The sequence below is a fragment of the Rhizobium sp. BK196 genome, assembly GCF_014193255.1.
GTDB lineage: Bacteria > Pseudomonadota > Alphaproteobacteria > Rhizobiales > Rhizobiaceae > Rhizobium.
Genome location: NZ_JACHZB010000001.1, coordinates 987784 through 1012837, shown reverse-complemented (window position 1 = coordinate 1012837; position 25054 = coordinate 987784). Strand labels below are relative to the sequence as shown.

At 61.1% G+C, this 25054-nt stretch carries 28 protein-coding genes; 14 read left to right on the top strand and 14 right to left on the bottom strand.

The window, feature by feature from the left end; all coding sequences use genetic code 11:
• Positions 1-11 precede the first annotated feature (11 nt).
• From FHT78_RS05245 to FHT78_RS05235, 3 genes are all read right to left on the bottom strand, one after another.
• Positions 12-1478 (bottom strand): TolC family protein, encoded by a 1467-nt coding sequence (locus tag FHT78_RS05245; RefSeq protein WP_183741298.1) that lies wholly within the window; start codon positions 1476-1478, stop codon positions 12-14.
• Positions 1475-1702, bottom strand: coding sequence for a hypothetical protein (locus FHT78_RS05240; protein WP_183741296.1), 228 nt, complete (start codon positions 1700-1702; stop codon positions 1475-1477). The genes FHT78_RS05245 and FHT78_RS05240 overlap by 4 nt, the downstream gene beginning before the upstream one ends.
• Before the next feature lie 93 nt (positions 1703-1795).
• Positions 1796-2194: a hypothetical protein gene (locus tag FHT78_RS05235; protein WP_246715086.1), complete on the bottom strand. Its 399-nt coding sequence runs from the start codon at positions 2192-2194 to the stop codon at positions 1796-1798.
• A 159-nt stretch (positions 2195-2353) separates the two neighbouring features.
• Between FHT78_RS05235 and FHT78_RS05230 the strand changes: the two genes are divergently transcribed.
• Complete coding sequence (locus FHT78_RS05230; RefSeq protein WP_183741854.1) at positions 2354-2794, top strand: YqaA family protein; 441 nt, start codon at positions 2354-2356, stop codon at positions 2792-2794.
• On the opposite strand, the gene FHT78_RS05225 is transcribed toward FHT78_RS05230, so the two are convergent.
• Positions 2762-3280, bottom strand: a complete 519-nt coding sequence (locus FHT78_RS05225; RefSeq protein WP_183741292.1) for a cytochrome b/b6 domain-containing protein — start codon at positions 3278-3280, stop codon at positions 2762-2764. The two genes, FHT78_RS05230 and FHT78_RS05225, sit on opposite strands and share 33 nt — an antisense overlap.
• A gap of 506 nt (positions 3281-3786) precedes the next feature.
• On the opposite strand from FHT78_RS05225, the gene FHT78_RS05220 reads away from it, so the two are divergent.
• The 3 genes from FHT78_RS05220 to FHT78_RS05210 all read left to right on the top strand — a co-directional run bounded on the left by FHT78_RS05220 (position 3787) and on the right by FHT78_RS05210 (position 5208).
• Positions 3787-4221: a DUF305 domain-containing protein gene (locus tag FHT78_RS05220; RefSeq protein WP_183741290.1), complete on the top strand. Its 435-nt coding sequence runs from the start codon at positions 3787-3789 to the stop codon at positions 4219-4221.
• Positions 4222-4232: 11 nt separating this feature from the next.
• Complete coding sequence (locus tag FHT78_RS05215; RefSeq protein ID WP_183741288.1) at positions 4233-4565, top strand: four-helix bundle copper-binding protein; 333 nt, start codon at positions 4233-4235, stop codon at positions 4563-4565.
• 88 nt (positions 4566-4653) lie between these two features.
• Positions 4654-5208 carry a cytochrome c gene (locus FHT78_RS05210; RefSeq protein ID WP_183741286.1) on the top strand — a complete coding sequence of 185 codons (555 nt, stop codon included), beginning with the start codon at positions 4654-4656 and terminating at the stop codon, positions 5206-5208.
• Positions 5209-5345: 137 nt separating this feature from the next.
• Here the strand turns inward: FHT78_RS05210 and FHT78_RS05205 are convergent, their stop codons facing one another.
• The 3 genes from FHT78_RS05205 to FHT78_RS05195 all read right to left on the bottom strand — a co-directional run bounded on the left by FHT78_RS05205 (position 5346) and on the right by FHT78_RS05195 (position 9128).
• Positions 5346-6488 carry an alpha-hydroxy acid oxidase gene (locus FHT78_RS05205; RefSeq protein WP_183741284.1) on the bottom strand — a complete coding sequence of 381 codons (1143 nt, stop codon included), beginning with the start codon at positions 6486-6488 and terminating at the stop codon, positions 5346-5348.
• 97 nt (positions 6489-6585) lie between these two features.
• Positions 6586-7893 (bottom strand): guanine deaminase, encoded by a 1308-nt coding sequence (gene guaD, locus FHT78_RS05200; protein ID WP_183741282.1) that lies wholly within the window; start codon positions 7891-7893, stop codon positions 6586-6588.
• On the bottom strand, positions 7890-9128 hold the full coding sequence (locus FHT78_RS05195) for a urate hydroxylase PuuD (protein ID WP_183741280.1): 1239 nt from the start codon (positions 9126-9128) through the stop codon (positions 7890-7892). The genes guaD and FHT78_RS05195 overlap by 4 nt, the downstream gene beginning before the upstream one ends.
• Before the next feature lie 167 nt (positions 9129-9295).
• Between FHT78_RS05195 and FHT78_RS05190 the strand changes: the two genes are divergently transcribed.
• Positions 9296-9487, top strand: a complete 192-nt coding sequence (locus FHT78_RS05190) for a hypothetical protein (RefSeq protein ID WP_183741278.1) — start codon at positions 9296-9298, stop codon at positions 9485-9487.
• Positions 9488-9816: 329 nt separating this feature from the next.
• Complete coding sequence (locus FHT78_RS05185) at positions 9817-10149, top strand: hypothetical protein (protein WP_183741276.1); 333 nt, start codon at positions 9817-9819, stop codon at positions 10147-10149.
• A 34-nt stretch (positions 10150-10183) separates the two neighbouring features.
• Here FHT78_RS05185 and FHT78_RS05180 read toward each other — a convergent pair whose 3' ends face one another.
• Positions 10184-11080: a LysR substrate-binding domain-containing protein gene (locus FHT78_RS05180; RefSeq protein WP_183741274.1), complete on the bottom strand. Its 897-nt coding sequence runs from the start codon at positions 11078-11080 to the stop codon at positions 10184-10186.
• Between the two features lie 100 nt (positions 11081-11180).
• On the opposite strand from FHT78_RS05180, the gene FHT78_RS05175 reads away from it, so the two are divergent.
• Positions 11181-11378 carry a hypothetical protein gene (locus tag FHT78_RS05175; RefSeq protein ID WP_183741852.1) on the top strand — a complete coding sequence of 66 codons (198 nt, stop codon included), beginning with the start codon at positions 11181-11183 and terminating at the stop codon, positions 11376-11378.
• On the opposite strand, the gene xdhC is transcribed toward FHT78_RS05175, so the two are convergent.
• The 4 genes from xdhC to FHT78_RS05155 form a co-directional block, all read right to left on the bottom strand.
• The gene (gene xdhC, locus FHT78_RS05170; RefSeq protein WP_183741272.1) at positions 11354-12205 is read right to left on the bottom strand and encodes a xanthine dehydrogenase accessory protein XdhC; all 852 of its coding nucleotides are present in this window, start codon (positions 12203-12205) and stop codon (positions 11354-11356) included. The two genes, FHT78_RS05175 and xdhC, sit on opposite strands and share 25 nt — an antisense overlap.
• A gap of 2 nt (positions 12206-12207) precedes the next feature.
• Positions 12208-14544 (bottom strand): xanthine dehydrogenase molybdopterin binding subunit, encoded by a 2337-nt coding sequence (gene xdhB, locus FHT78_RS05165; protein ID WP_183741270.1) that lies wholly within the window; start codon positions 14542-14544, stop codon positions 12208-12210.
• A 181-nt stretch (positions 14545-14725) separates the two neighbouring features.
• Positions 14726-16192, bottom strand: coding sequence for a xanthine dehydrogenase small subunit (gene xdhA / locus FHT78_RS05160; protein ID WP_183741268.1), 1467 nt, complete (start codon positions 16190-16192; stop codon positions 14726-14728).
• A 27-nt stretch (positions 16193-16219) separates the two neighbouring features.
• Complete coding sequence (locus FHT78_RS05155; RefSeq protein WP_183741266.1) at positions 16220-16996, bottom strand: 3-hydroxybutyrate dehydrogenase; 777 nt, start codon at positions 16994-16996, stop codon at positions 16220-16222.
• A gap of 174 nt (positions 16997-17170) precedes the next feature.
• Here FHT78_RS05155 and glpK point away from each other — a divergent pair, with 174 nt between their 5' ends.
• The 6 genes from glpK (at position 17171) to greA (ending at position 23090) form a co-directional block, all read left to right on the top strand.
• A complete protein-coding gene (glpK, locus tag FHT78_RS05150) occupies positions 17171-18664 on the top strand; it encodes a glycerol kinase GlpK (protein WP_183741264.1) in 1494 nt (497 codons plus the stop codon).
• 245 nt (positions 18665-18909) lie between these two features.
• Positions 18910-19284, top strand: coding sequence for a YciI family protein (locus tag FHT78_RS05145; protein ID WP_183741262.1), 375 nt, complete (start codon positions 18910-18912; stop codon positions 19282-19284).
• Positions 19281-20540, top strand: a complete 1260-nt coding sequence (locus FHT78_RS05140) for an RNA polymerase sigma factor (protein WP_183741260.1) — start codon at positions 19281-19283, stop codon at positions 20538-20540. The genes FHT78_RS05145 and FHT78_RS05140 overlap by 4 nt, the downstream gene beginning before the upstream one ends.
• A gap of 184 nt (positions 20541-20724) precedes the next feature.
• The gene (locus FHT78_RS05135) at positions 20725-21786 is read left to right on the top strand and encodes an LLM class flavin-dependent oxidoreductase (RefSeq protein WP_183741258.1); all 1062 of its coding nucleotides are present in this window, start codon (positions 20725-20727) and stop codon (positions 21784-21786) included.
• Positions 21787-21826: 40 nt separating this feature from the next.
• Positions 21827-22576 (top strand): type I methionyl aminopeptidase, encoded by a 750-nt coding sequence (gene map / locus FHT78_RS05130; protein ID WP_183741256.1) that lies wholly within the window; start codon positions 21827-21829, stop codon positions 22574-22576.
• 31 nt (positions 22577-22607) lie between these two features.
• Positions 22608-23090: a transcription elongation factor GreA gene (gene greA, locus FHT78_RS05125; protein WP_183741254.1), complete on the top strand. Its 483-nt coding sequence runs from the start codon at positions 22608-22610 to the stop codon at positions 23088-23090.
• Positions 23091-23128: 38 nt separating this feature from the next.
• Here greA and FHT78_RS05120 read toward each other — a convergent pair whose 3' ends face one another.
• Positions 23129-23527 carry a RidA family protein gene (locus FHT78_RS05120; protein ID WP_183741252.1) on the bottom strand — a complete coding sequence of 133 codons (399 nt, stop codon included), beginning with the start codon at positions 23525-23527 and terminating at the stop codon, positions 23129-23131.
• Positions 23528-23721: 194 nt separating this feature from the next.
• On the opposite strand from FHT78_RS05120, the gene FHT78_RS05115 reads away from it, so the two are divergent.
• Complete coding sequence (locus tag FHT78_RS05115; protein WP_183741851.1) at positions 23722-24318, top strand: TetR/AcrR family transcriptional regulator; 597 nt, start codon at positions 23722-23724, stop codon at positions 24316-24318.
• A 35-nt stretch (positions 24319-24353) separates the two neighbouring features.
• On the opposite strand, the gene FHT78_RS05110 is transcribed toward FHT78_RS05115, so the two are convergent.
• Positions 24354-24977 carry a PadR family transcriptional regulator gene (locus FHT78_RS05110; RefSeq protein WP_183741250.1) on the bottom strand — a complete coding sequence of 208 codons (624 nt, stop codon included), beginning with the start codon at positions 24975-24977 and terminating at the stop codon, positions 24354-24356.
• Positions 24978-25054: the final 77 nt, after the last annotated feature.

The following is a 25054-nucleotide window of genomic DNA, read 5'->3' as shown; positions in this document are numbered from 1 at the left end:
GGGTTCCTTTCTCAATGGCCGCTGCCACCACTGCTTTCGGAAGCAGCGGCGACCTCGGTCTCTGCCGACGCGTTAGTCGCGCCGCCGCCGTAAATCGCAGGGGCGAGATTGGCTTCGGCGAGCCAGAAATCGCGCTTGGCGTTGACGGAGAGCAGGATGGAATTGATCTTGTCGCGCGTGTCGGTCAGCAGCTCGAAGGTGTTCGAGATCATGCCATTGTAGGTCAGCAGGGATTCCTCCTCGACCTTGGTGCGAAGTGGCACGACGTCATTGCGGTAGTGCCGCGCGATGTCGTAGTTCGAGCGGTAGGCCTCGTAGGCGGACCGGGCTTGCGACCGGACGTTGACGGCCTTCTCCGCCAGCAGGTTCGCCGCCCGCATGTATGCCACCTCGGCCTTGCGCATCCGCGCCTTGCCGGTGTCGAAGATCGGGATCGCGAACTCCAGTTCCACCTGGGCGGTCGTCCTGGTCTTCTTCTCGTCGTCCTCGATTTCCCGTTCCGTTTCGAAACCGGTCAGGATTTCGAGGTCGGTGGCGTAGCGGGTCGCTTCGGTGAGCCCGTAGGACTTGGCGGTGGCTTCGAGTTCGAGTTTCGCGACCTGAAGGTCGATCCGGTTCCTCAGAGCCTCGGCCTCGATGGTGTCCCGTTTGACGACGGACTTGGGCAGCGGTGGCAGGCTATTTGGAACCTGGTAATCAAGGTCTGAGCCCCAAAGGCCCATGAGCCGGGTCAGCTCCTCCTTGGCGAGCCGCGCAGCCAGTCGGGCCTTCGCCGTCTCTCCGGCGAGTTCGGCGACGAACACATGCTCGCGGGCCTGGGCACCCTTGGTCATCGCGCCTGTCTCGCCCAGCTTTTCAGCGAGTTCCGAGGCTGCGTCCGCCGTCGCCTGGGCGCGCTGGAGCTGTCCGACGTTCTCCCAGGCCGCCACCGCGCCGATCCAGGCACGCCGCGTGTCGGCGGCGACCTGGAGCGTTCTCACGGCCGCGGCCAACTGCGCCTGGCGGAAGCGGGTGTCGGCGATCGCGATGTCCCTGTTTTTGGTCGCGAGCGCCAGGATGTTGGTCGTGATCATCCCCTCGATGGTCTTGAACGCCTCCAGTTCCGGGGTGCCCATGCCCGTCGTGCCGATGGAGACGGTCGGGTTAATGAACATCGTCGACTGCCAGGCATCCGCCGCGCTATCGCCGAGATCGGCGTAGGCGGCCTGGAGTCCCTTGTTGTTCAGGAGGGCGATCTGGACCGCCGTCTCCACGTCGAGGGACTTCTTTTGAGCGAGCAGGCTTTTGACCTGCGCCGACGCCGACCTGGCCTGGCTCTGGTTCTGGATCCAGACGGTCTGCTTCGCCGTAGCAATGGCGGTCTTGTTGGAAACGGTGGTGAAGCCTGCCTCCTTGCCGGAGTACTCGGTGCCTGTGACGCAGCCGCTCAGTACCAGCGGGAATGCCAGCACCGTTGTCAGTTTCTTAAGGCCGATCATGAGGCGTCTCCTTTCGCGGGAGACTGCAGATCGTTCTGTCTACGCCACGGCTTGGGATCGACGGGCTGCCTGGCGACGTAGCCCGAGATCGGCGACCGGAATCCGACCGGGCGCGCGGAAGGCTGTTCGATCGCGGCGGAGGACGCCACCACGTCGGGAGGAAGCGTGGATGCGCAGCCGCCGACAAGAAGCGGCAGCCCCACCACGAAAAGCGAGGGTTTCATTGTGAATTTCCGAGAAAGAGATAGCCTACGGAGGCGCCCGCCAGGATGAAGGCAGGCGACCGACTGGACCCGGTCAAGCGGGTGCGTCTCTAATCAGATATTCGGGGGACGGTGGAGATCCGGCAGTTCGCCGAGGGTCGTACGGTCGTCGGCGAACTGCCGGATCGAGGTCACGACGGGTCCGCCGACGTCGGGGCCTTCACAAATTATCCCCAATCCGCCGCAGAAGTCCTTGCAGCATTCCTGCTTGACGAGCTTCGAAGCATCATCGCCGTCATCAGATACATCCCCATGCGAGTGGCCGTAATCGGCCGCCTCAGCCATGTCGTGGTCTTCATGGGACGGTGTCACGTCCGAGACGACGGCTTTCAGATCGGGGAACGAGGATCCGTGCATCGCGGCGTTGGCGTTCGACAGCGAGTACCCGGCCAGTGATACGATGATCACCAGCCGCATCATCACGAGCAGCCTGCTCACTGTGATTCGGTACATTCTGTCCATTCCCAACGAGCTACATGCGAAGCCGCGCGATTTCAATTAGGAGCTATGTCTCGTCGACGTTCGAGTCCTTTATGTGGCGCGAACATCACGTTGTGCAAAGCTAGGGCTTCCAACACTGGCAAGGTCAATACGGGCTGTTCTTTTTTGATGATGATCGATCTTGCGTCCTATGCAGGCCTTTTCACTGCCGCTCTTGGCGCGGCGACGATAATGCCGATGCAGTCGGAGCCCGTGCTCGTCGGCCTTCTTCTCACAGGCAAGTTCTCCGTCCCGGTTCTGCTCGCCGTGGCCAGCGTCGGAAACACGCTTGGAAGCATCCTCAACTGGTTCCTCGGCCGCGGCCTCGAAAGGTTCCGGGATCGGCGATGGTTTCCGGTCGGGGAGGAGGCGCTGGAACGTTCGTCCCGCTGGTACAGGAAATACGGGAAGTGGACGCTGCTGCTTTCCTGGATGCCGGTCTTTGGAGACGCTCTCACGGTTGTCGCTGGAGTGCTCCGGGAGCCGCTGCTTCCGTTCACCATCCTCGTGTTCGTCGCCAAGACGGGCCGCTATGTCGTTCTAACGCTGGCCACTTTGCAGTTCGTGGGCTGACGGCTTCCTGCGGGGGAAGACCATGCGATCGACTGTCGCGTCACGGGCGATGAGCGTGTGCCAGGCAGCCGCGGCGAGGTGCAGTGCGACCATCGCCAGGATGATCCTCGACCCCGCGACATGATACGGCGCAATCCCGAACCAGAAGTAGCTGGCGACGAATCCCATGCAGGCCTGCGCGATGATCGCAGCATAGAAGGCGTGATGAAGCACTGTTGCTGCCCACCCCGTCCACGTGCCGGGCGCGCTTGTCTGGGGCGGCTGCATGATACGAAGAACCAGACGCACGCCCATAAGCAGGCCGATCGCCATTCCAGCGTAGTTGTGGAGGTGGTGCTGAACTGTGTCCCAGTACGACGGCTCCATGCCCATGTGGACGGCATGGTGGGTTCTTTCGATGCTGCCGCCCGTCAGGTACTGCAGCGGCACCAGGAGGGCGATCAGCCAGTGAAGTCCTATCTGGGCGAGCGAATAGCCGCCTTTCATCCATCCCTCCCACGTGAAAAACGCAGACTAGCCGAAGGCGGTTAACGCTTTCTCCTCGGCTGGGATCGGCCCAGATCATCGGTCCTTGGAACATTTCTACTGCCCTTCGGTTCTATGACGGAAGGGAAAACCAGCCGAATGAAACTTGGTCGAATACTTCGCTACGCTCAGATCGTCGCAGTCGCGCTACTGGTGATGGCGAATCCACTCGTTGTGACCGCCGACCCGGCCGCCCCTCGAAGTCGGCACTGTGTTGTCGCCGCGGAACATCATCGCTCCGCCGAAGCAGCATGCGCGCAGCAGATTGCGTGCTGCTCGACAGTGCACTGCTGTCCGATCCTTCCGGAACCCGCGGTGCTCGCGGCTCCGCGTTTCGAGCCGGGTCCGCATGAAGACATACCGTCCGCCCCTCGGGCGCTGCTGCTGATCCGCGCGATCGATCCGCCGCCCCGATCTCCGCAAGACTGAGACCGACCATCCCTCAACCAGATTTCGGAGATCGAAACATGAAGACGTTCACCAACCTTGCCCTGTCCATGGCGGCCGCCGCGGCCTCCTTCGTAATCCTCCCGTCGGGCGCCTCCGCCCAGTCGACAATGGCCTATCCGGAGAAATGCAAGTCCCAGGGCATGGACATAGCGAAGACGGACATGTCCTCGGCGGACATGCACATGGGCGAAATGACCGACTATCAGAAGGCGTCGATGGAAGGCATGAAGACCATGGGCATGAATATGATGCAGGGAATGATGAAGAAGGACGCTGACGTCTCCTTCGTCTGCGGCATGATCGCCCACCACATGGGAGCGATCAGCATGTCGGAGGTCGAACTCAAGTATGGCGACAACGACGAGGCCAAGCAGATGGCCCAGAAGGTCATCGAAGCCCAGAAAAAGGAGATCGAGGAGATGTCCAAGTGGGTCGACAAGGAAGTCAAATAGGAGATTGCGCCATGCATCATATGTCAACTGAGATGAAGGCCTGCATCGACAACTGCCTGGCCTGCTACGGCGAATGCCTGTCGATGGCCATGGGCCATTGCCTGGAACTGGGCGGTGAGCACACGAAGCCTGCGCACTTCAAGCTGATGATGGCCTGCGCGGAGATCTGCCGGACCTCTGCGCATTTTATGCTGATCGGCTCGGAGCACCATAAGCATGTCTGCCGGGAATGCGCTGAAATCTGCGCCCAGTGCGCCGACGACTGCGAACGGATCGGCGACATGCAGAGCTGCGTCGACGTGTGCCGCCGCTGTGCAGAGAGCTGCCGCAAGATGGCAGCGTGACCGAGCGCGCATCCGCCGCCCTCTTCCTGCCCAGATGAGAATGGATATCCGTCGCAAGTGGCAGGCGACGGATTCAGACGAAGCGCTCATGAAACAGACGGTTTACGTGAAGAGATGGGGACTGCTCCCGGTCGTCGGAGCGGTCCTGCTGACGGCGATCCCGTCGCCGGCGGCCGAGGATGTCTTAGCCCTTCGGCAGGCGGACATGAAAGCCATGGCCGCGGCGGCGAAGACGATCTCCGGCATGTTCAAGGATCCGGGGAGCTACAAGGCCGCCGAGTTCAGATGGGCCGCCGACACCATCCGCGACAGATCGGGAAGTGTTCTCTCCGGACACTTCGCATCCGAGGCGGCCAGCCCGCAATCGAAGGCCAAGCCGAACATCATCGAGGAGCGCGACCGGTTCGACCGCATCGCGAATGACCTGCGCGATTATGCTGTCGCGCTGGACGCAGCCGCGGAGAAAAACCCCGGACCGATGCCGGCCAGCATGCGCATGAAGCCTGGAGAGGCCATGGGCGGGGGTCCGCTCGGCACCCAAGTCCGCAATGAGCGGGAGCTCTCGGCGATGCCGGCTGAACATGTCTTCCACCTCTTGCTGCAGACCTGCACGACCTGCCATGCCCGGTTCAGGATGGAGTAAACCACGGCAAACATCGCTGAAAGTGAGGGCCAAAACGGGCTCGTTTCAGCGGGCGCGTCTTGGCCGGCCCTCGATCTTGGGCCTTGAACTTCGCGTTGATCGTCGGCATTGCCGCGTCTTCTGCAGCATTCTGCCCCTCACTGCCGTCCGGCGATGATCGAGGAGTCGACATCCTTGATATCGCGCTTGCCGCACAATGCCATGGTGATGTCCATCTCCTTGCGGATGATCTCGAGTGCCAGCGCGACACCGTCCTTGCCCATGGCGCCAAGTCCATAAAGGAACGGCCGGCCGATATAGGTGCCGCGGGCACCGAGCGCTACGGCTTTCAACACGTCCTGCCCGGAACGGATGCCGCCATCGAGATGCACCTCGATGCGGTCGGCGACAGCATCGACGATCCTGGGGAGCATGCTGATCGATGAAGGGGCGCCATCGAGCTGGCGGCCGCCGTGATTGGAGACGATGATGGCATCGGCGCCGGTTTCGGCGGCGTGCCTGGCGTCCTCGACATCGAGGATACCCTTGATGATCAGCGGGCCGCCCCATTGTTCCTTGATCCAAGCGACATCTCTCCACGATAGCTGCGGGTCGAATTGTTCATTCGCGAAAGTCGTGATCGAGGGAAGATCGGCGAGGCCTTTGGCGTGGCCGACGATGTTGCCGAAGCTGCGGCGCTTCGTCTTCATCATCTCCATGCACCAGAAAGGGCGCGTCGCCATCTGCCAGATATGCTTCGGCGTGAGTTTCGGAGGTGCCGAGAGGCCGTTGCGCAGGTCCTTGTGGCGCTGGCCGATAATCTGCAGGTCGGCGGTCAGCACCAGTGCAGAGCATTTGGCGGCCTTGGCGCGGTTGATGAGATCGAGCACGAAGCCTCGGTCGCGCATGACATAGAGCTGAAACCAGAAGGGCTTCGTCGTGACGGAGGCGACATCTTCGATCGAGCAGATGCTCATGGTCGAGAGCGTGAAGGGCACGCCGAATTCTTCCGCCGCGCGCGCCGCCAGCATCTCGCCATCGGCGTGCTGCATGCCGGTCATGCCTGTTGGAGCAAGGGCCACCGGCATCGACACCTTTTGGCCGATCATCGTGGTTTCGAGCGTGCGGTTGCTCATATCGACCAGCACGCGCTGGCGCAGCTTGATGTCGCGGAAATCGGCTTCGTTGGCGGCGTAGGTCGATTCCGTCCAGGCGCCGGAATCCGCGTAGTCGAAGAACATCTTCGGGACGCGGCGCTGAGCCATATTCTTGAGATCGGCGATGGTCAGCGGCTTGGTCATGAGCAAACTTTCACATCTGATGACGTGGTCGAATACCACGCTTCTTCAGCCTTTGGTATTTGATTTCAGAGGAGTTTGCCGTGAGGCCACTGCCCTGCTAAAGCCCGCCTTTCATCGCGACGCCCGCCACATAAGTTTCCGCAACGGCGCGGTCGTCACCCATCGTCTGCAGCAGAAACAGTTCCTCCGGAAGCGTCTTTACGACCTCCATTTTCAGGGCCATGGCCGGTGTTGCGGTGGCATTGAGAACGACGAGGTCTGCCTCGGTGCCTGGTTCCAGCGTGCCGATCCTGTCGGTGAGTGACAGCGCCTCGGCATTGCCGAGCGTCATGTGGTAATAGCTGTCGAGCGGGTTCAGGCGCTCACCGAGCAATTGCTGGATCTTGTAGGCTTCGTCCATCGTCCGCAGCATGGAATAGCTGGAGCCCCCGCCGATATCGGTGGCGACACCGATACGCACCGGCTTTTCGCGGCGGGCGAGCACCTTCAGCGGGAAGAGGCCGGAACCGAGGAAGAGGTTCGAGGTCGGGCAATGGACGGCGACTGCGCCGCTCTCGCTCATGGCATCGGCTTCGCGGTCTGAAAGGTGGATGGCATGGCCGAAGAGGCTTTTCGGCCCAAGCAGGCCATAGCGGGCGTAGATATCGGTGTAGTCGGCCGCCTCAGGATAGAGTTGGCAGGTGAATTTGATCTCGTCGTGGTTTTCCGACAGATGCGTCTGAATGTGCAGATCGGGGAATTCGCGGACGAGGGCTGCCGTTGCCTCCATCTGGGCCGGCGTGGAAGTGATCGCGAAGCGCGGCGTGATGGCGACATGGTTGCGGCCCTTACCGTGCCAGTCGGCGATCACCTGCCGGGTCTCGTCGTAGCCCATCTCAGGCGTATCGAGCAGGCCTTGCGGCGCATTGCGGTCCATCATCACCTTGCCGCCGACCATGCGCATGTTGCGGCGCATGGCTTCCGCGAAATAGGCATCGGCCGAGGTCTTGTGAACCGAGCAATAGGCGACGGCCGTCGTCGTGCCGTGGCGGATCAACTCGTCGTAGAAATGCTTGGCAATCTTCTCGGCATGGGCGCTTTCGACGAAGCGACACTCCTCCGGGAACGTGTAGGTATTCAGCCATTCCAGAAGGTTTGCGGCATAGGAAGCGATCACCTGCATCTGCGGGAAATGCAGATGCATGTCGATGAGGCCGGGCATGATCAGATGCGGGCGGTGATCGATTTCGGCGACCTCGGCAGGTGCCCTGGCCTTGACGTCGGTATAGGTGCCGACAGCTGCGATGATGCCGTTCTCGATCAACAGACCACCGTCTGTCTCGTAGAAATAGCTCTCGCTATCGGCGAGGCTGAGCGGAGCGCGGCGGAAGGAGAGTAGGCGCCCGCGCAGGAGTGTCATGGTCATTCTTGTTTGCCTTCGACTGCGCTTTCGAACCAGGCGACGAGCAGCTTGCGCTCATCCGGTGTGATGTCGGTCACATTCCCCGGCGGCATGGCATGGCTGCGGCCCGCCTGTATATAGATTTCCCGGGCGTGCGCAGCGATTTCTGCGTCATTTTCCAAGATTACGCCCTTCGGCGGCCGGGCGATACCCTCATAGACCGGCTCTGCCGCATGGCACATGGAACAGCGTGTGCCGATCAGCTGTTTGACGGCGGAAAAATGTCGATCGCCGGCAAATTGCTGGAAGGCGGGGGCAACGGAAGCGCTCTGATCCTCGCCGGTCAGGATCTTCGGTGCCGTCGATAGCCACATGATGAGGATGAAGAGCACGACGGTGACGATCCAGGTCCAGGTCGGCCTGCCTTTCCGAGCATGGGTGGTGTTGAACCAGTGGCGGATCGTGACGCCCATCAGGAAGACCAGTGCCGCAATCACCCAGTTGAAGGCGGTGCCGAAGGCCAGCGGATAGTGGTTCGACAGCATGAAGAAGATGACGGGCAGCGTCAGGTAGTTGTTATGGAGCGAGCGCTGCTTGGCCATATAGCCATATTTCGCATCCGGCGTGCGACCGGCGATCAGGTCGGCGACGACGATCTTCTGGTTGGGAATGATGATCATGAAGACATTGGCCGACATGATCGTGGCGGTGAAGGCGCCGAGATGCAGGAAGGCGGCGCGGCCGGTGAAGACCTGCGTATAGCCCCAGGCCATGAAGACCAGCACGACATAGAGGACCGCCATCAGGCCCCAGGTGTTTTTGCCGAGCGGCGACTTGCAGAGCAGGTCGTAGACGATCCAGCCAAAGCCAAGAGAAGCGAGCGAGATCAGGATTGCCACCGGTTTGGAAATATCCAGCACATGGCGGTCGATAAGAAAGAGATCGGCGCCGCCGTAATAGACGATGCAGAGCATCAGGAAGCCCGAGAGCCAGGTGAAATAGCTCTCATACTTGAACCAGGTCAGGTGTTCCGGCATCTCGGCTGGCGCCACCAGGTATTTCTGGATGTGGTAGAAGCCGCCGCCGTGGACCTGCCATTCCTCGCCGTGAACACCAACGGGCAGATGCGGGCGCTTCACCAGGCCGAGGTCGAGCGCGATGAAATAGAAGGACGACCCGATCCAGGCGATCGCGGTAACGACGTGGAACCAGCGCGCCGCAAAGGCCAGCCACTCCCAGGCTATTGCATATTCATACATTCAGTTCCCCTGTTCTTCTTCCGACTCGTGAGATTGCGAGAAATTCCGGCGTGAGGAAAGGGGGCACGTGGGGTTTCTTGCCGCAGTGGAGATTGCAGGAAGAGCTTGCCGGGTGCGGCATTTGTGCTAAGGCATCGGCAACCATGCTATTAAGGAGCCGCTGAAACATGCAGATCGAAGTCCCTTGCCCGAAGTGCCGCAACACGCGCATGAAGTTTCCGCGCCCGCAGCCGATCGACAGCGACATCATCACCTGCTTCAGCTGCAATTTCGAGCTCGGCACCTATGGTTCGATCAAGACGAAAATGGTCGCGATGCTGAACCGCGTCGCGGCCTCCGAGCAGCAGAAGAAGCACTAAGAGCGGGCAGTCCTCCGCCTCCATCCGACAGTCCGGTTTCCGGTTTCAACCCGGCTCCGGGTCTATCGCTGCTCTTCCATTTGAATATCTGTTCATCGCAGTTTGAGGTGGCGAGCCGGCCGTGTGCAGCGCTGCGGGGCCGGCGTCGCGTTCGCATGCCTTAAAAAACCACTAATTTCTGCGACATCTTATCCGCCGCGTATGCTCCGATGTGGAGCAAACGATTTCCTGAAATGTGAAGATGGGATTACAGTTTTAAAACACAAGCCGCCGGAATGAGGTGGAAACCGCACGAAACCGCGGCGCATTCATCAACGGAGAAGATGCCCATGCGCAGCATTCTGACATGTGTGATGATTGCTTATGCGTCGTTCGCGACAGCCCACGACGCACCCACAGGATGGAGTTACGACCCCTACTGTTGCAACGGAGATGCTCATAACGGCGATTGCCAGATGATCCCGTCCAAGACCGTTGCCATTACCCCGGATGGCTATCGCGTGACGCTGAAGCCTGGCGATCACCGGCTTGTGACACGCTATCACGTCTTTCTGCTGCCGATGACCAAGGCAATGCATTCGGGCGACAGCGATTATCACATCTGCCTCTTCCCGAACGAGGATACGCCGCGATGTTTTTATGCACCGGACATGGGTTACTGAGCCACACGCACTCTCTTCCATTTTCACGGCACGATCAGGCCTGCTGCACATCGAATTTCTCCAGCAGCCATTTCCGGAAATTTCTGATTTTCGGCACGTTCCGCCTGTTTTCGGGATAGGCAAGCCAGTAATCGCGGCCGTCGCTGCCCGTCAGTTCGAAGGGCTGGTAAAGCCTGCCGGCGGCGACATCGTCCTGGAAGTGGCCGGGATTGAGCATGGCGACACCGCCACCCGCGATGGCGATGCTGGCATCGAGGATCTGGGTGCCGAATTCGCTTTTCGGATAGCGGGAGAGATCGGGGTCCTTGACGCCAGCGGCAGCAAACCATTGCGCCCACCAAGGATCGCCGGCGCTGATCAGGGCTAGTTTCAAAAGATCTTCCGGCTCGTGGACGCCGCCGATCTCGGCTGCGAGCTTCGGGCTCAGCATGGGGGCGAAGTCGAGTTTCATGATGCGATGACTGATGAGGCCTGGCCAATCGCCGCGGCCCCAGCGGATGGCGACATCGGCGGCCTCTTTCTGGAAGTCCACGATATGGCCCGAGGTAACGAGCCTCACGGCAATATGAGGAAATTCTAGCTGGAACGAGCCCAGATAGCGCGAGAGCCATTGCTGGGCAAAAGTCGCCGTCGAATGAATCGTCAGGGTTTCTTCTGTTGTCTTGCGCATCGAAGCCATGGCTTCGACGAGGATGGCGAAGGCCTCCGAGACCCTGGGCGCGAGATGTTCGCCCGCTTCCGTCAGCTCAATCTGACGCGGCATGCGCAGGAAGAGCGGCGCGCCGATATTCTCCTCCAGAAGCTTGATCTGGTAGCTGACGGCCGTCTGCGTCATGCCGAGCTCGTGGCCGGCCCTGGTGAAACTGCCGAGCCGGGCCACGGCTTCGAACACGCGAAGCGCATTCAGCGGGAACTGCTTCGACAGTTTCATGGATAAGTTCTCTTTATGGATGCAGACGGTTGTTCGATTGGAATTGCAGCATTTTTCCCGGCAAACTGCAATCGTCTCATCAAACCATCAAGGTGATATCATGGATTGCCAAGCTATCGAAGCGAACCATTCTCCCGCAAGAGAGGCATTGATCACCACCGTTATTCGCCGGCTGGCCCGTGGGATCGGCAGCCGGGTGCCGCGGCTGGATATTGAGGTCACGCCCGATCGCATCAAGCGAGATCTCGGTTTCCTGGACGGACGGGATCCGCGTTATGAGGATGATCGGTCGCGGTAAGCCGCCAGTGCGGTCAGGATTTCGGCTGCGGTCATCGCGGCGATCACTTCGGGGCGCTTGTCCTTCACAGCCGATCCGCCGATCGGCAAGGTGAGGCGCTCCAGCCAGGAGCGCTCGCCGCCTGCCTCGCGTGAAAGCCAGCTTGCAAATGTCGCCCGTTTGGTAGCCGAGCCGATCATGCCGATATAGGCAAGGTCGGTGCGAACGAGCGCTTCGCGGGCGATCAGGAAATCCAGCGCATGATCGTGCGTGAGGATGACGAGCGCCGCGCCTGCGGACATCTCCTTCACCAACGCCTCCGGCATCGGTACGAGGCGGCATTTCGTCGAAACCGGGAGATTGGCAAGCTCGCCCTGCCGTGTCTCGATGACGGTGACGGAGAGGGGCAAAGGCGCGAGTGCCGCGGCGAGCGCACGGCCGACATGGCCTGCTCCGAAGACATAGACTTCCGGCCGGCGTCCGGCTTCACTCTCCTGCCTTCTCTCCAGTTCATCCCTGACTGCATCTGTCACAGGCCGGAAGCGCAGTTGCGTGCGGCCGCCGCAGCACTGGCCGATTTCCGGCCCCAGCGGAATGTCCATCACATCTCTGCCGCCGGTGCCGGCGATCAATTCGCGGGCATTGCCGATGGCGATGAATTCGAATTGGCCGCCGCCGATTGTGCCCCAGAGGCTTGCCGCCGAAACCAGCATGAAGGTGCCTGTCTCGCGCGGTGTCGAGCCCTGGGTGCCTGATATTTCGATCAGGATCGCTTCGGGCTGGAGGGCCAGAAAGGCGCGGAAATCGCTGCCGGACACAAAACCGGGAAGGATTTCGCGCCGTGTCATGGTTACACCCTCTTCATCCTCTCGATCGCCATCAGCACGCGTTCAGGCGTTGCGGGCGCATCGAGACGAGGGCAGACGCGGTAGTTCGCCACACTGGCAATGGCCATGGAGAGTGCTTCCAGCACCGATATGGCCAGCATGAAGGGCGGTTCGCCGACGGCCTTGGAACGGCCGATCGTGGCTTCCGCATTCTCGGACCATTCGGCGAGGCGCACGTTGAAGATCTTCGGCCGGTCGGAGGCGAGCGGGATCTTATAGGTGGAGGGTGCGTGCGTGCGCAAGCGACCCTCGTCATCCCACCACAGTTCCTCGGTGGTTAGCCAGCCCATGCCCTGGACGAAAGCGCCTTCGACCTGGCCGATATCGATTGCCGGGTTCAGCGAACGGCCGACATCGTGGAGGATGTCGGTGCGGTCGATGAGATATTCGCCGGTCAGGGTATCGATCGACACTTCCGTGCAGGCGGCGCCATAGGCGAAATAGTAGAAGGGCGTGCCGCGGCCGGCCTTGCGGTCCCAGTGGATCTTGGGCGTCTTGTAGAAGCCGGCGGCGGAAAGCTGTACGCGGGCGAAATAGGCCTGCTTGATGAAATCGGGGAAGGGGATTTCGATCTCGCGGATCCGCACCCGGTTCGGCAGGAAGATGACTTCGGAGGCCGGAACATCCCACTTCTCTGCGGCGAAGGCGACGAGGCGCTCTTTCAACTGGCGTGCCGCATCGTATGCGGCCATGCCGTTCAGGTCAGAGCCCGACGAGGCGGCGGTGGCCGAAGTGTTCGGCACCTTGCCCGTCGTCGTTGCCGTGATCTTCACGCGGTCGATATCGACCTGGAAACTGTCGGCCAGAACCTGCGCCACCTTGGTATAGAGGCCCTGGCCCATTTCGGTGCCGCCATGGTTCAGGTGGATCGAGCCGTCCTGATAGATATGGACCAAGGCGCCGGCCTGGTTGAAGGCGGTCATGGTGAAGGAGATGCCGAATTTCACCGGTGTGAGCGCAATGCCCTTGCGGATATAGCGGTTGTCGCGGTTGAAGGCGACGATGGAATTGCGCCGGGCGCGATAGTCGGCACTATCTTCAAGCTCCTCGACGACGCGGGCGATGATATTGTCCTCGACCTCCTGATGATAGGGCGTCGTCGTGCGCCCTGACCCCGGCAGGCCGTAGAAATTCAGCTTGCGAATATCGAGCGGATCCTTGCCGACGGCATAGGCGATCTCCTCGATGAAGCGTTCGGCGCCGAGCATGCCCTGTGGGCCGCCGAAACCGCGGAAGGCGGTGTTGGAGACGGTATGCGTCTTCAGCGGCTGCGAGGTCAAATGCACATGCGGATAGAAATAGCTGGAATCGGCGTGGAAGAGCGCACGGTCGGTCACCGGGCCTGACAGGTCCGACGAGAAGCCGCAGCGCGCCGAATAAGTGGCGTCGACGGCATGGATGCGGCCTTCGTCGTCGAAGCCGAGTTCATAATCGACGCGGAAGTCGTGGCGCTTGCCGGTGGCGCTCATATCCTCGTCGCGATCCGGACGGAACTTGATGGCGCGCTTCAGCTTCTTGGCCGCAACTGCGGCAAGCGCTGCGAATTGATTGCCCTGCGTTTCCTTGCCGCCAAAGCCGCCGCCCATGCGGCGCACATTCACCGTGACGGCGTTCGAAGGAATATTCAGCGCATGGCCGACGATATGCTGGATTTCACTCGGATGCTGGGTTGAAGACCAGACGGAGACCTCGTCGTCCTCGCCGGGGATCGCCATGGCGATGTGGCCTTCAAGGTAGAAATGCTCCTGTCCGCCGATGCGCATCTGGCCCTTCAGCCGGCGCGGGGCATTAGCCATTTCGGTTTTCGCTTCACCGCGCTGCAGCGTCATCGGGGAGACGACGAGCGGGCTGCCATTTGCAATCGCGCCGTCGATATCGCTCCAGTGCGGCAGATCGCGATATTCGATCTTCGCCTTGCGGGCCGCACGGCGGGCAACTTCGCGGGTTTCGGCGATCACGGCAAAGATCGGCTGCCCGTGGAATTCGACCTTTGTTTCGGCAAGCAACGGTTCGTCATGGCTGCCGTTCGAGCTGGTGTCGTTGACGCCGGGAATGTCCTTGCCCGTGAAGACCCAGACAACACCGGGATAAGTCGCGACTTCCGACAAGTCCATCGAGATGATCTCGGCATGGGCGCGGTCGGACAGGCCGAGTGCGCCGTGCAGGAGATCGGCGGGTTCTGGAATATCGTCGATATAATCGGCACTTCCGGTGACATGCTTATGCGCTGAATCATGGCGCAAGGACACGTGCATTTGGCCGTTAATGAGCTTGCGATCCTCGAAGGCGGACTTGTCCATCAGATGGCTCCTTCGCGAGGAGATGTCGTTCCGTGCGGCCCCCTCATCCGGCTGCCGCCACCTTCTCCCCGCTGGGGAGAAGGGGATGCCGCGCCGTCTCGTTTCCCCCTTCTCCCTAGCGGGGAGAAGGTGCCCGAAGGGCGGATGAGGGGGCGGCTCGTGCCGACATATACCATCTTCATCACGCCACCTCCTCGAACCGCTTGAGTTCGGCAGGCGCACCGACCGTTTCGAGATAGAAGCGCGTCAGCAGGTTCTTGGCCGCAAGCTGGCGATAGTCAGCGCTCGCGCGCCAGTCCGTCAGCGGTTGGAAATCGGCGTCGAAAGCGGGGCGGGCCGCCTCGATTGTCGCTTCATTCCAGATTTTGCCGATCAACTCGGCCTCGACGCTGCGGGCACGCTTTGGTATCGCCGCCATGCCGCCGAAGGCGATGCGGATCTCAGTGACACGCTCGGCCTCGTCAAGCAGGAGATAGAAGGCGCCGAGCACGGCGGTGATATCCTCGTCGCGGCGCTTGCTGATCTTGTAGACGGCGAATTTGGCGTCTGCGACGGGATAGGGCACGAAGACGCTTTCGACGAATTCGCCCGGCTTCCGGTCCTGTTTGCCATAGGCGACGAAATAATCCTCGAGCGGTATCGTGCGGGCGCCTTCGGCCGAGCGCAGCGTCAGTTGCGCCCCGAGCGCAATCAGCGGCGGCGGGCTATCACCGATCGGCGAGCCGTTGGCGATGTTGCCGCCGATCGTGCCCATGTTGCGCACCTGCTCACCGCCGATGCGGGTAATAAGGCGGGCAAATGCGGGTATCTTCCGGGCGATGGTGTCAAACGCTCGGGTGTAGGTGACGCCAGCGCCGATCGCGATGCCATATTCACCTGCAGTGATCGTCTGAAGCTCTGTCAGATGAGTGATGAAGACCACTGGGTTCAGGTGCTGCATCTGCTTGGTGACCCAGAGGCCGACATCGGTGGAGCCGGCAATCACGGTTGCCGTCGGCTCGGTCGCCAGCACCCGCGCAAGTGCATCGACGGAGCGCGGCACGATGAGGCGGCCTTCTTCTGATGCAATCGAGATCGTATCGGATGCCTGCATGGCCCAGAGGCGAGAGATGATTTCGGCGCGTGTCTTTTGAAGTGGATCGAAGAGCGTGCTCGGGCGCTGCAGGCTCACCTGTTCGGCAGCCTTGACGATCGGCTCATAGCCTGTGCAGCGACAGAGATTGCCCTGCAGTGCCTGTTCGATCTCGGCACGATCCGGCTTCTCGTTGGAGAGCCAGAGGCCGTAGAGGGACATGACAAAGCCGGGCGTGCAGAAGCCGCATTGCGAACCGTGGCAGTCGACCATGGCCTGCTGCACCGGATGCAGTGCGCCGTCTTTCGCCGCCAGATGCTCGATCGTCACCACATGGGTCGCGTGCAGGGAGCCGATGAAGCGGATGCAGGCGTTGACGGATTCATAGAAGAGTTTGCCGTCGATCAGCCGGCCGACCAGCACCGTGCAGGCACCGCAATCGCCTTCGGCGCAGCCTTCCTTGGTGCCCGTCAGCCGCCGCTTCAGCCGGAGAAAATCGAGAAGAGTCTCCGTCGGCCGGACGTTGCCCAAGGTAACGTCCTCGCCATTCAGGATGAAGCGGATGCTGTCGTTCATGGTATTCCCGGTTGTTTTCTAAAATGGTTATGCCGCCGTCCAGCCTCCGTCAATCGAGATATGCGTGCCGGTAATCTGCCGGGCTTCGTCGCTCGCGAGGTAGAGCGCCAGCGCGCCGATCTCCTCAGCCTTGACGAATTCGTGCGTCGGCTGAGCTTTCAGGATGACCTCGGTCTTGACCTGCTCCTCCGTCATGCCGCGCGCCTTGGCGGTGTCGGGGATCTGCTTTTCGACCAGCGGGGTCAGCACATAGCCGGGGCAGATGGCGTTCACCGTCACGCCGAATTCGGCAAGCTCGAGCGCTGCCGTTTTCGTCAGACCTAATATACCATGCTTTGCCGCGACATAGGCAGATTTGAAGGGCGACGCGACCAGGCCGTGTGCCGAGGCGATATTGATGATGCGGCCGGACTTTTTCGCCTTCATCAGCGGGATCGCAGCCCGCATCGTATGGAAGGAGCTGGACAGATTGATGGCAATGATCTGGTCCCATTTTTCGATCGGAAAATCCTCGATCTTTTCGACATGCTGGATGCCGGCATTGTTGACGAGCACATCGACCGTCCCGAAGGTCCTGGCGGCAGTATCGATCAGATCGGCAATCTCTGACGGCTTCGTCATATCGGCCGCGTGATAAAGGGCCTTGGCTTTCGAGGATGATTCAAGGTGCTCGACTATCGCTTTGATTTCGTCTTCTTTTCCGAAACCGTTGATGACGACGTTGTCGCCCCTGGCGGCAAAGGTAGTGGCAATCGCAAGCCCGATGCCGCTGGTGGATCCGGTGACGACGACTGATCTGCTCATGCTTCTTCCTCCCTGGCTATGAGATGCTGCATTGCAGCGTAGGGCGAGGTTATGCCCAAAGGCGTCGGGCTGGCAATCGGGAAGTGGGGCGCCGCTGCCACTTACGCCCTTCCAAGCCAGGCGGACCTGCCCTATTGATTTGCCACGACAACTGCATGCAGCGGGAGGAATCGCATGGGCGGATATGTTCTGGCGGTCGATCAGGGAACGACCTCGACACGGGCGATCGTCTTCGACGGCGACATGAAGATCGCCGGCATGGGCCAGAAGGAATTCACGCAATTCTATCCGCGCTCCGGCTGGGTGGAGCACGATCCCGAGGAAATCTGGGATTCGGTCGTTTCCACCATCCACATGGCGCTGCGCGAAGCCAAGGTTACGGCAAAGGACATTGCCGCACTTGGCATCACCAACCAGCGCGAGACCGCTGTCGTCTGGGAGCGCGAGACCGGCAAGCCGATTCAGAATGCCATCGTCTGGCAGGACCGGCGCACCGCAAGCTACTGCGACAATCTCAAGAGACAGGATCTGGAGCGCACCTTTACGAAAAAGACAGGCCTCATCCTCGATCCCTATTTCTCCGGAACGAAGCTTTCCTGGATGCTCTCCAATGTGAAGGGTGCGCGCGCAAGGGCCGCGCGCGGCGACCTCTGCTTCGGCACGATCGATACCTTCCTTATCTGGCGGCTGACCGGTGGCAAGAGTTTTGTCACCGATGCGACCAATGCATCGCGCACGCTGATGTTCAATATCGCGACCAATGAGTGGGACGAGGATCTGCTCGATATCCTGCGTGTGCCGGCCGCCATGCTGCCCGAGGTGAAGGATTGCGCCGATGATTTCGGCACCGTCGATCCGGAGCTGTTTGGTGCAGCCATCCCGATCCTCGGTGTTGCCGGCGACCAGCAGGCGGCGACGATCGGCCAGGCCTGCTTCGAGCCGGGCATGCTGAAATCGACCTATGGCACCGGTTGCTTCGCGCTTCTCAACACAGGTAGCGATATGGTGCGATCGAAGAACCGGCTGCTGACGACCATCGCCTATCGCCTTGATGGTGCGACGACCTATGCGCTGGAGGGCTCGATCTTCATTGCCGGGGCGGCGGTTCAGTGGCTGCGCGATGGCCTCGGCATCATCGACAGGGCGTCCGATACGAATGATCTCGCGGAGAAGGCCGATCCGACACAGGACGTCTATCTCGTGCCGGCCTTTACCGGTCTCGGCGCCCCGCATTGGGATGCCAAGGCACGCGGCGCGATCTATGGCCTGACCCGCAACAGCGGGCCGGCGGAGCTTTCCCGCGCGGCGCTGGAGGCCGTCTGCTACCAGACGCGCGACCTCTTGGAAGCGATGCAGAAGGACTGGAAGAACGGAACTGAGGATACGGTGCTGCGCGTCGACGGCGGTATGGTCGCTTCGGACTGGACGATGCAGCGCCTTGCCGATCTGCTGGAGGCTCCCGTCGATCGTCCCGTCATCCTGGAAACGACGGCGCTCGGTGCTGCCTGGCTTGCCGGCAGCAGGGCCGGGGTGTGGCCGGATAAAGAGAAGTTTTCGACGGCCTGGAAGCGTGACCGGTGCTTCGAACCCTCGATGGACGAAAAGACACGTGCCGCGAAGCTTCGTGGCTGGAAGAATGCGGTGAAGCGGACGCTGAGCGAAGGGTAGGCTTTAAGCTTACCGGGGCGCAGCTGTGACCTGTATCCTCGTCAAGAGGTTGTCGTCGTGATGGAAAGCACCGATAGCTTTCGGGGCCGCCAAATCGAACAACTCGATGGCGGTAATGGCCGCGCCGGTGTGCCGAGTTAATCGAATGCTTCCATCGGATCTATCAGTTTTCCCATCTACAATTTTTTGATGCGGCCTGTCGGTCAAACGGTTACTCATTCGTCATTCGGAAAGAGGAGCTACCGATGCTTTATGCAATCCTTTGCTACGCCAATGAGGAAACCGTCTTCACCTGGACCCAGGAGGAAGAGGCAGCCGTCATGGGAAATCTCCATGCCGTGATCGAGCCGCTTGCCGCAGCCGGCAAGCTCGGTCCGACCGGCCGGCTGATGCCGACGACGGCGGCAACGACCGTGCGCAAGGGCAGGGACGAGGCCTTCGTTGTCGATGGCCCGTTTGCGGAAACGAAAGAGGCGCTTCTCGGCTTCTATACGGTTGATTTCGAAACGCTGGATGAGGCGGTCGCCTTCTCGAAACAGCTTTCGGCGGTCAATCCGGGTTCCACCTCTTACGAAATTCGGCCGTTCTACACCTTCAGGCCGGGAGAGATCGCATCATGACAGACATCGCCTGGATCGACCTCGCGCTTGCCTCGGCCCGGCCGAAGGCGCTCGGCGCGCTGTTGCGCTACTTTCGTAATCTCGATACGGCGGAAGAAGCGTTTCAGGAGGCGTGCCTGAGGGCGATCCGGACATGGCCGGAGAAGGGGCCGCCGCGCGATCCGACCGCCTGGCTGATCTTCGTCGGCCGCAACAGCGGCATCGATGCGGTGCGCAAGCGGGCGAAGATCCAGGCCCTGCCGGATGAGGACCAGATTTCCGATAAGGAGGATGCCGAAAGCGACATTGCCGATCGGCTGGATGATTCCCATTATCGCGACGATATCCTGCGGCTGCTGTTCATCTGCTGCCATCCGGACCTGCCGGCCACCCAGCAGATCGCACTGGCGCTCCGTATCGTCTCCGGCCTGTCGGTGACGCAGATCGCCCGCGCCTTCCTCGTCTCCGAAAGCGCCATGGAGCAGCGCATCACGCGGGCCAAGGCGCGGGTGGCAAAGGCTGGCGTGCCGTTCGAGACGCCGAGCCCGCAGGAGAGGGCCGAGCGGCTGATCATCGTCAGTACGATGATCTATCTGATCTTCAACGAGGGCTACAGCCAGGCGGATCCGGAACAAGAGGCAGCGGCTTTCAGCGACGAGGCGATCCGGCTGGCGCGGCTGATGCTGCATATCTTCCCCGCCGAACCGGAACTCATGGGGCTGCTTTCCCTGATGCTCTTGCAGATTTCCCGCCGGCAGGCTCGCTTCAGCGCCGAAGATGAGATCGTGCTGCTCGAGGATCAGGACCGTTCGCTCTGGAACCAGCCTTTGATCAACGAAGCGCTGGCGCTGCTCGACAAGGCGCTGCGTCATCGCAAGCCCGGCCCCTATCAGCTCCAGGCGGCAATTGCGGCCGTCCATTCCCGTGCAAAACGCGCCGCGGATACCGATTGGGTGGAAATCGATCTGCTCTACCGTGCGCTCGAACGCGTCCAGCCTTCACCTGTCGTGACGCTGAACCGCGCTGTCGTGATTTCCAAACTTCATGGCCCGCAGGCGGCGCTCGACCTCATGGAGCCGCTCGGCGAAAAGCTCGACGGTTACTTCTATTATCACGGCCTGCACGGCAATCTCTTGAAGCAACTCGGCCGCATCGGTCAGGCACGGATCGCCTTCGATCGCGCCATCGCCCTTGCCCATTCGGCTGCGGAAGCGGCCCATATCCGCCGGCAGATCGACAAGATGCAGGAAGAGGCGGGGCGGTCGGTGATAAAATAGGCCGTGTGTCCATGGGATACCGCGTCTTGCAATTCTCAATGAATAGGCATCGAGATCATCAATCCCTAGGAGTCGCCGGCCTGACGCGGCCATCAACTTTATCGAACGATCCGTTCCAGAATTTCCGTTTGCTCCGAAGCTTGCCGGTCCTTATCTCAGGGGCAAGTTAAACAGGATGCCGACCATGGAACTGGGCCTTTATACATTCGCAGACGTCAACCCCAACCCGTCCCGCAGCAAGGGAGTGGAGGGGGCCGAGCGGATCAAGCATCTGATCGAGGAAATCGAGCTTGCCGATCAGGTTGGCCTCGATGTCTTCGGGCTTGGCGAACATCATCGGCCTGACTATGTGGCTTCGGCGCCGGTGGTAGCACTCGCCGCCGCTGCGGCGAAGACGAAGAACATTCGCCTCAGCAGCGCCGTTACGGTTCTCTCCTCCGACGATCCGGTGCGGGTGTTCCAGCAGTTTGCGACGCTCGACCTGATCTCCAACGGCCGTGCCGAAATCATGGCGGGGCGCGGCTCCTTCATCGAATCCTTCCCGCTCTTCGGCTACAATCTCGAAGATTACGACCAGCTCTTCGAAGAGAAGCTCGATCTTCTTTTGGCTCTGCGCGATGGCGAGATGATCAACTGGCAGGGCGAACTGCGCGCACCGATCAACGGGCGCGGCGTCTATCCCCGGCCGTTGCAGGATCCGCTGCCTTTGTGGATCGCGGTCGGCGGCACGCCGCAGTCCGTGGCGCGCGCCGGTGCGCTCGGCTTGCCGGTGGCGCTTGCCATCATCGGCGGCGAATATCCCCGCTTTGCGCCACTGTTGGATCTCTATCGGGAAGCTGCCCGCCGGGCAGGGCAGGATGCGGCGAAGCTGAAGACCAGCATCAACGTGCACGGTTTCATTGCCGATACGACGGATGTCGCCGCGGATCAGTTTTACGGCCCGCAGGCCGAAGTGATGAACCGTATCGGCCGCGAGCGCGGCTGGGGGCCGACGAGCCGAGCGCATTTCGACATCTCCCGCGGCCCGACCGGCAATCTCTTCCTCGGCGATCCGGAACTCGTGGCTGAGAAGATCGTTGCCGCCCACAAGGTTTTCCGCAACGATCGCTTCCTGCTGCAGATGGCAATCGGCCTGATGCCGCATGATCAGGTCATGCGCGGCATCGAGCTCTACGGGACAAAAGTGGCGCCGATCGTCAGAAAGGCATTGACTGAGGCTTCCGAAGGCGCGAAAGCCACCGCTTGACGAAGAGCCTGTCGCTCTCGGGTGAAGCCGGAACGGGTCTATGGTTGTCGAGAACGACGAGGAACTTACCAAACTCAAGGATATCGGACGCATCTGCGCCAATGCCATGCAGGTGATGGCGGCGGCCATGGAGCCCGGCATGACGACGCTAGAACTCGACCAGATCGGCCGCAAGGTCCTGGAAGATGCAGGCGCGCGCTCAGCACCGGAATTCTGCTACCAGTTTCCCGGCGCCACCTGCATCAGTGTCAACGAGGAAATTGCCCATGGCATTCCCGGCCCGCGCGTCATCCGCCCCGGCGATCTCGTCAATATCGACGTTTCGGCGGAAAAGGACGGCTTCTTTGCCGATACCGGCGCTTCCTTCGCCGTGCCGCCAGTCAAATCCCGGATCGAGAAGCTCTGCCGGGACGGCAAGCGGGCGCTCTGGGTCGGTCTCAACCAGGTGAAGGCCGGCGAGCCGCTGGCCAAGATCGGCAACGCCGTCGGCGCCTTTGCCCAGAAGAACCGCTATACGCTCGTCAGCAATCTCGCGAGCCACGGCGTCGGCCGTTCGCTGCACGAGGAGCCGGCCGAGCTTTCAACCTGGCCTGACCCGTCCGAACGGCGCATGATGACCGAAGGCCTCGTCTTTACCGTCGAGCCGTTCCTCTCTCTCGGCGCCACATGGGCGGAGGGCGGCGATGACGCCTGGACGCTCTATGGCGATCCCAAGGCTCCGACGGTGCAGTATGAACACACTGTCATTGCGACCCGCAACGGGCCGATTATTCTGACATTGGCGGCTTGAGGGGCAACGCCCTTCACTGTTGGAGGTCGAGATGGCTGTTGCCTTCACCAAGGAAGAAAGTGCCGAAACCGCATCCGAAACACTGCTGCCGGATCGCGCGATTTCGCCTCATCCAAATCTCGTCACGGAAGCCGGACTGAAGGCGCTCGAACTGCAGGTGCGGGAAGCGCGTAACGCCTATGAGGCTGCGAGCGCGATCGAAGACGTCAACGAACGGCGGCGGCAGCAGGCAAACCCTCTGCGCGACCTGCGCTATTTCGTCGAACGCGTCCGCACGGCTCAGCTCGTTCCTGCTCCGGCTTCGGCTGAAATCGTTGCCTTCGGTAGCACTGTTACCTTCAGCCGCGACGATGGACGCGTCCAGACATATCGCATCGTCGGAGAGGACGAGGCCGATCCGAAAGCCGGATCGATTTCCTATGTCGCGCCGGTCGCTCGGCTCCTCATGGGTAAGGCCGTTGGAGATATCGTCGCTGTCGGCGATCAGGAACTTGAGGTGATCAGGATTTCATAGAGCGCCGCATGCGCTTTGCGCGGCGCTCATGTTTTGCTTCAGGCCGACTGCGGCAGGCGGGCGATGACCTTGATCTCGAAATCGAAGCCTGCCAGCCAGTTTACGCCGACAGCCGTCCAGTTCGGATAGGGCGCCTCGCCGATTTCCTTCATTCTGATATCCGAGATGATCTGCCACTGCGCTTCCGGATCGGTATGGAAACTCGTGACATCGACGACGTCGTCGAATGTGGCACCGGCAGCCGCCAGCACGGCTTTCAGATTGTCGAAGGCAAGCTGCACCTGCTTTGCGAAATCGGGCTCGGGCGACCCGTCCTCACGGCTGCCGACCTGGCCGGAGACGAAGAGCAGGTCGCCGGAACGGATCGCCGCGGAATAGCGGTTGATTTCATAGAGCGCCTGCCGGCCGGCTGGGAAAATCGCGTCACGCTTGGTCATTGTTTTTCTCCTGTAGACAAAAAGGTACCCATCGCCGAACACGCGTTCGTCGTGAGAGGGGAAGCATTCGTGGATACGGGTCTCGCCCGTCATGCGGAGCCGCAATTGATATACGCTCCGTATGTGTATATATCAGGAGATACGCGGCGTATGTCAATACGCATACGATGCGTATGTGAATTTTGGAGATCATGATGACCGCAAGAACCCGGATACAGATGATGGAGCAGACGCGGGCGAAGCTCATCCAGGCCGCCCGGAAAGCCTTCGCGGTTAAGGGCTATGCGGCGGCATCCATGGATGACCTGACCGCCGATGTCGGTCTGACGCGTGGCGCGCTTTATCATAATTTTGGCGACAAGAAGGGCTTGCTGCAGGCCGTGATCGATCAGATCGACGCAGAGATGGGGGAGCGGCTGCGCACCGAGCGCGACCGGGCGGAGACGGCCTGGCTTGGCCTTCTCGCGGAATACACCGCCTATATCGAAATGGCGCTGGAGCCGGAAATCCAGCGCATCATGCTGCTCGACGGACCGGCTGTGCTGGGTGATCCCTCGCAATGGCCGAGCCAGAATGCCTGCCTTCGCACGACGACCCAGACCATGCAGGCGCTGATTGATGAAGGGACAGTCAGATCCGTCGATGCGGAGGCCGCGGCCCGCCTGCTCAACGGAGCGTCGCTCAGCGCGGCACTCTGGATCGCTGCAGCGGATGATCCTCATGCCGTTCTGGCAAGGGTCGTCGAAGCATTCCGATCCTTGGCAAGCGGTCTCCTGAAGGCCGGGGACTGATAGGGCGGCGACTTAGGCCGCCACCCCAAGCGACGTTAGTCCTGCTGCGGGTCGGTCTTGCCGCCCTGCAGAATCTCCATGGCTGCACGCTCCAGAATCCCGGAAATCCTGGCAGCCTCGCTTGTTGACCAGGGATGGCGCATGCGCAGGGCGGAACGCAACAGCTGGCGTGCGGCATGGACGTTGCTGTGGTCGCGGCCGAATTCATCGTCCTCGTGATCACGACGCCGATGGCCGCGGCCATCGCGGCCCCCACCGCTACCGCCTTGGGGCTGGTCGGGATCGAACATGCGGTTAACGAAGGCCATGCCCTCGGCAATGCGCTCCAGCTTGGCAAGCGTCTGGTCTATCATGTCGCGGTTTTCTTCCACCTTCTGACGGCCAGCCTCGGTGATCTTGTAGAGCTTCTTTGCCCCGTCGTTTTCCACTTCCGCCAGTCCGGTCTCTTCCAGATAGGTCAGCGCCGGATAGATGACGCCCGGGCTTGGGACGTAAAAGCCCCCGGAGCGCTCCTCCAGCGTCTTGATCAGTTCATAACCGTGGCTGGGACGCTCCTTGAGCAGCGCCAGCAGGATCGTCTGCAATTCGCCGGCGGAAAACCGGCGGCCCATTCCCATACGCATCGCCTCGCCGACGAAGCCACCTCGAAAACCTCTCATGACGAACTCCTCTGTGCCAGATGTATCGCTCACTATGTCGCAAACATATATCGTAAGATATGTCATTCAAGGGGCGG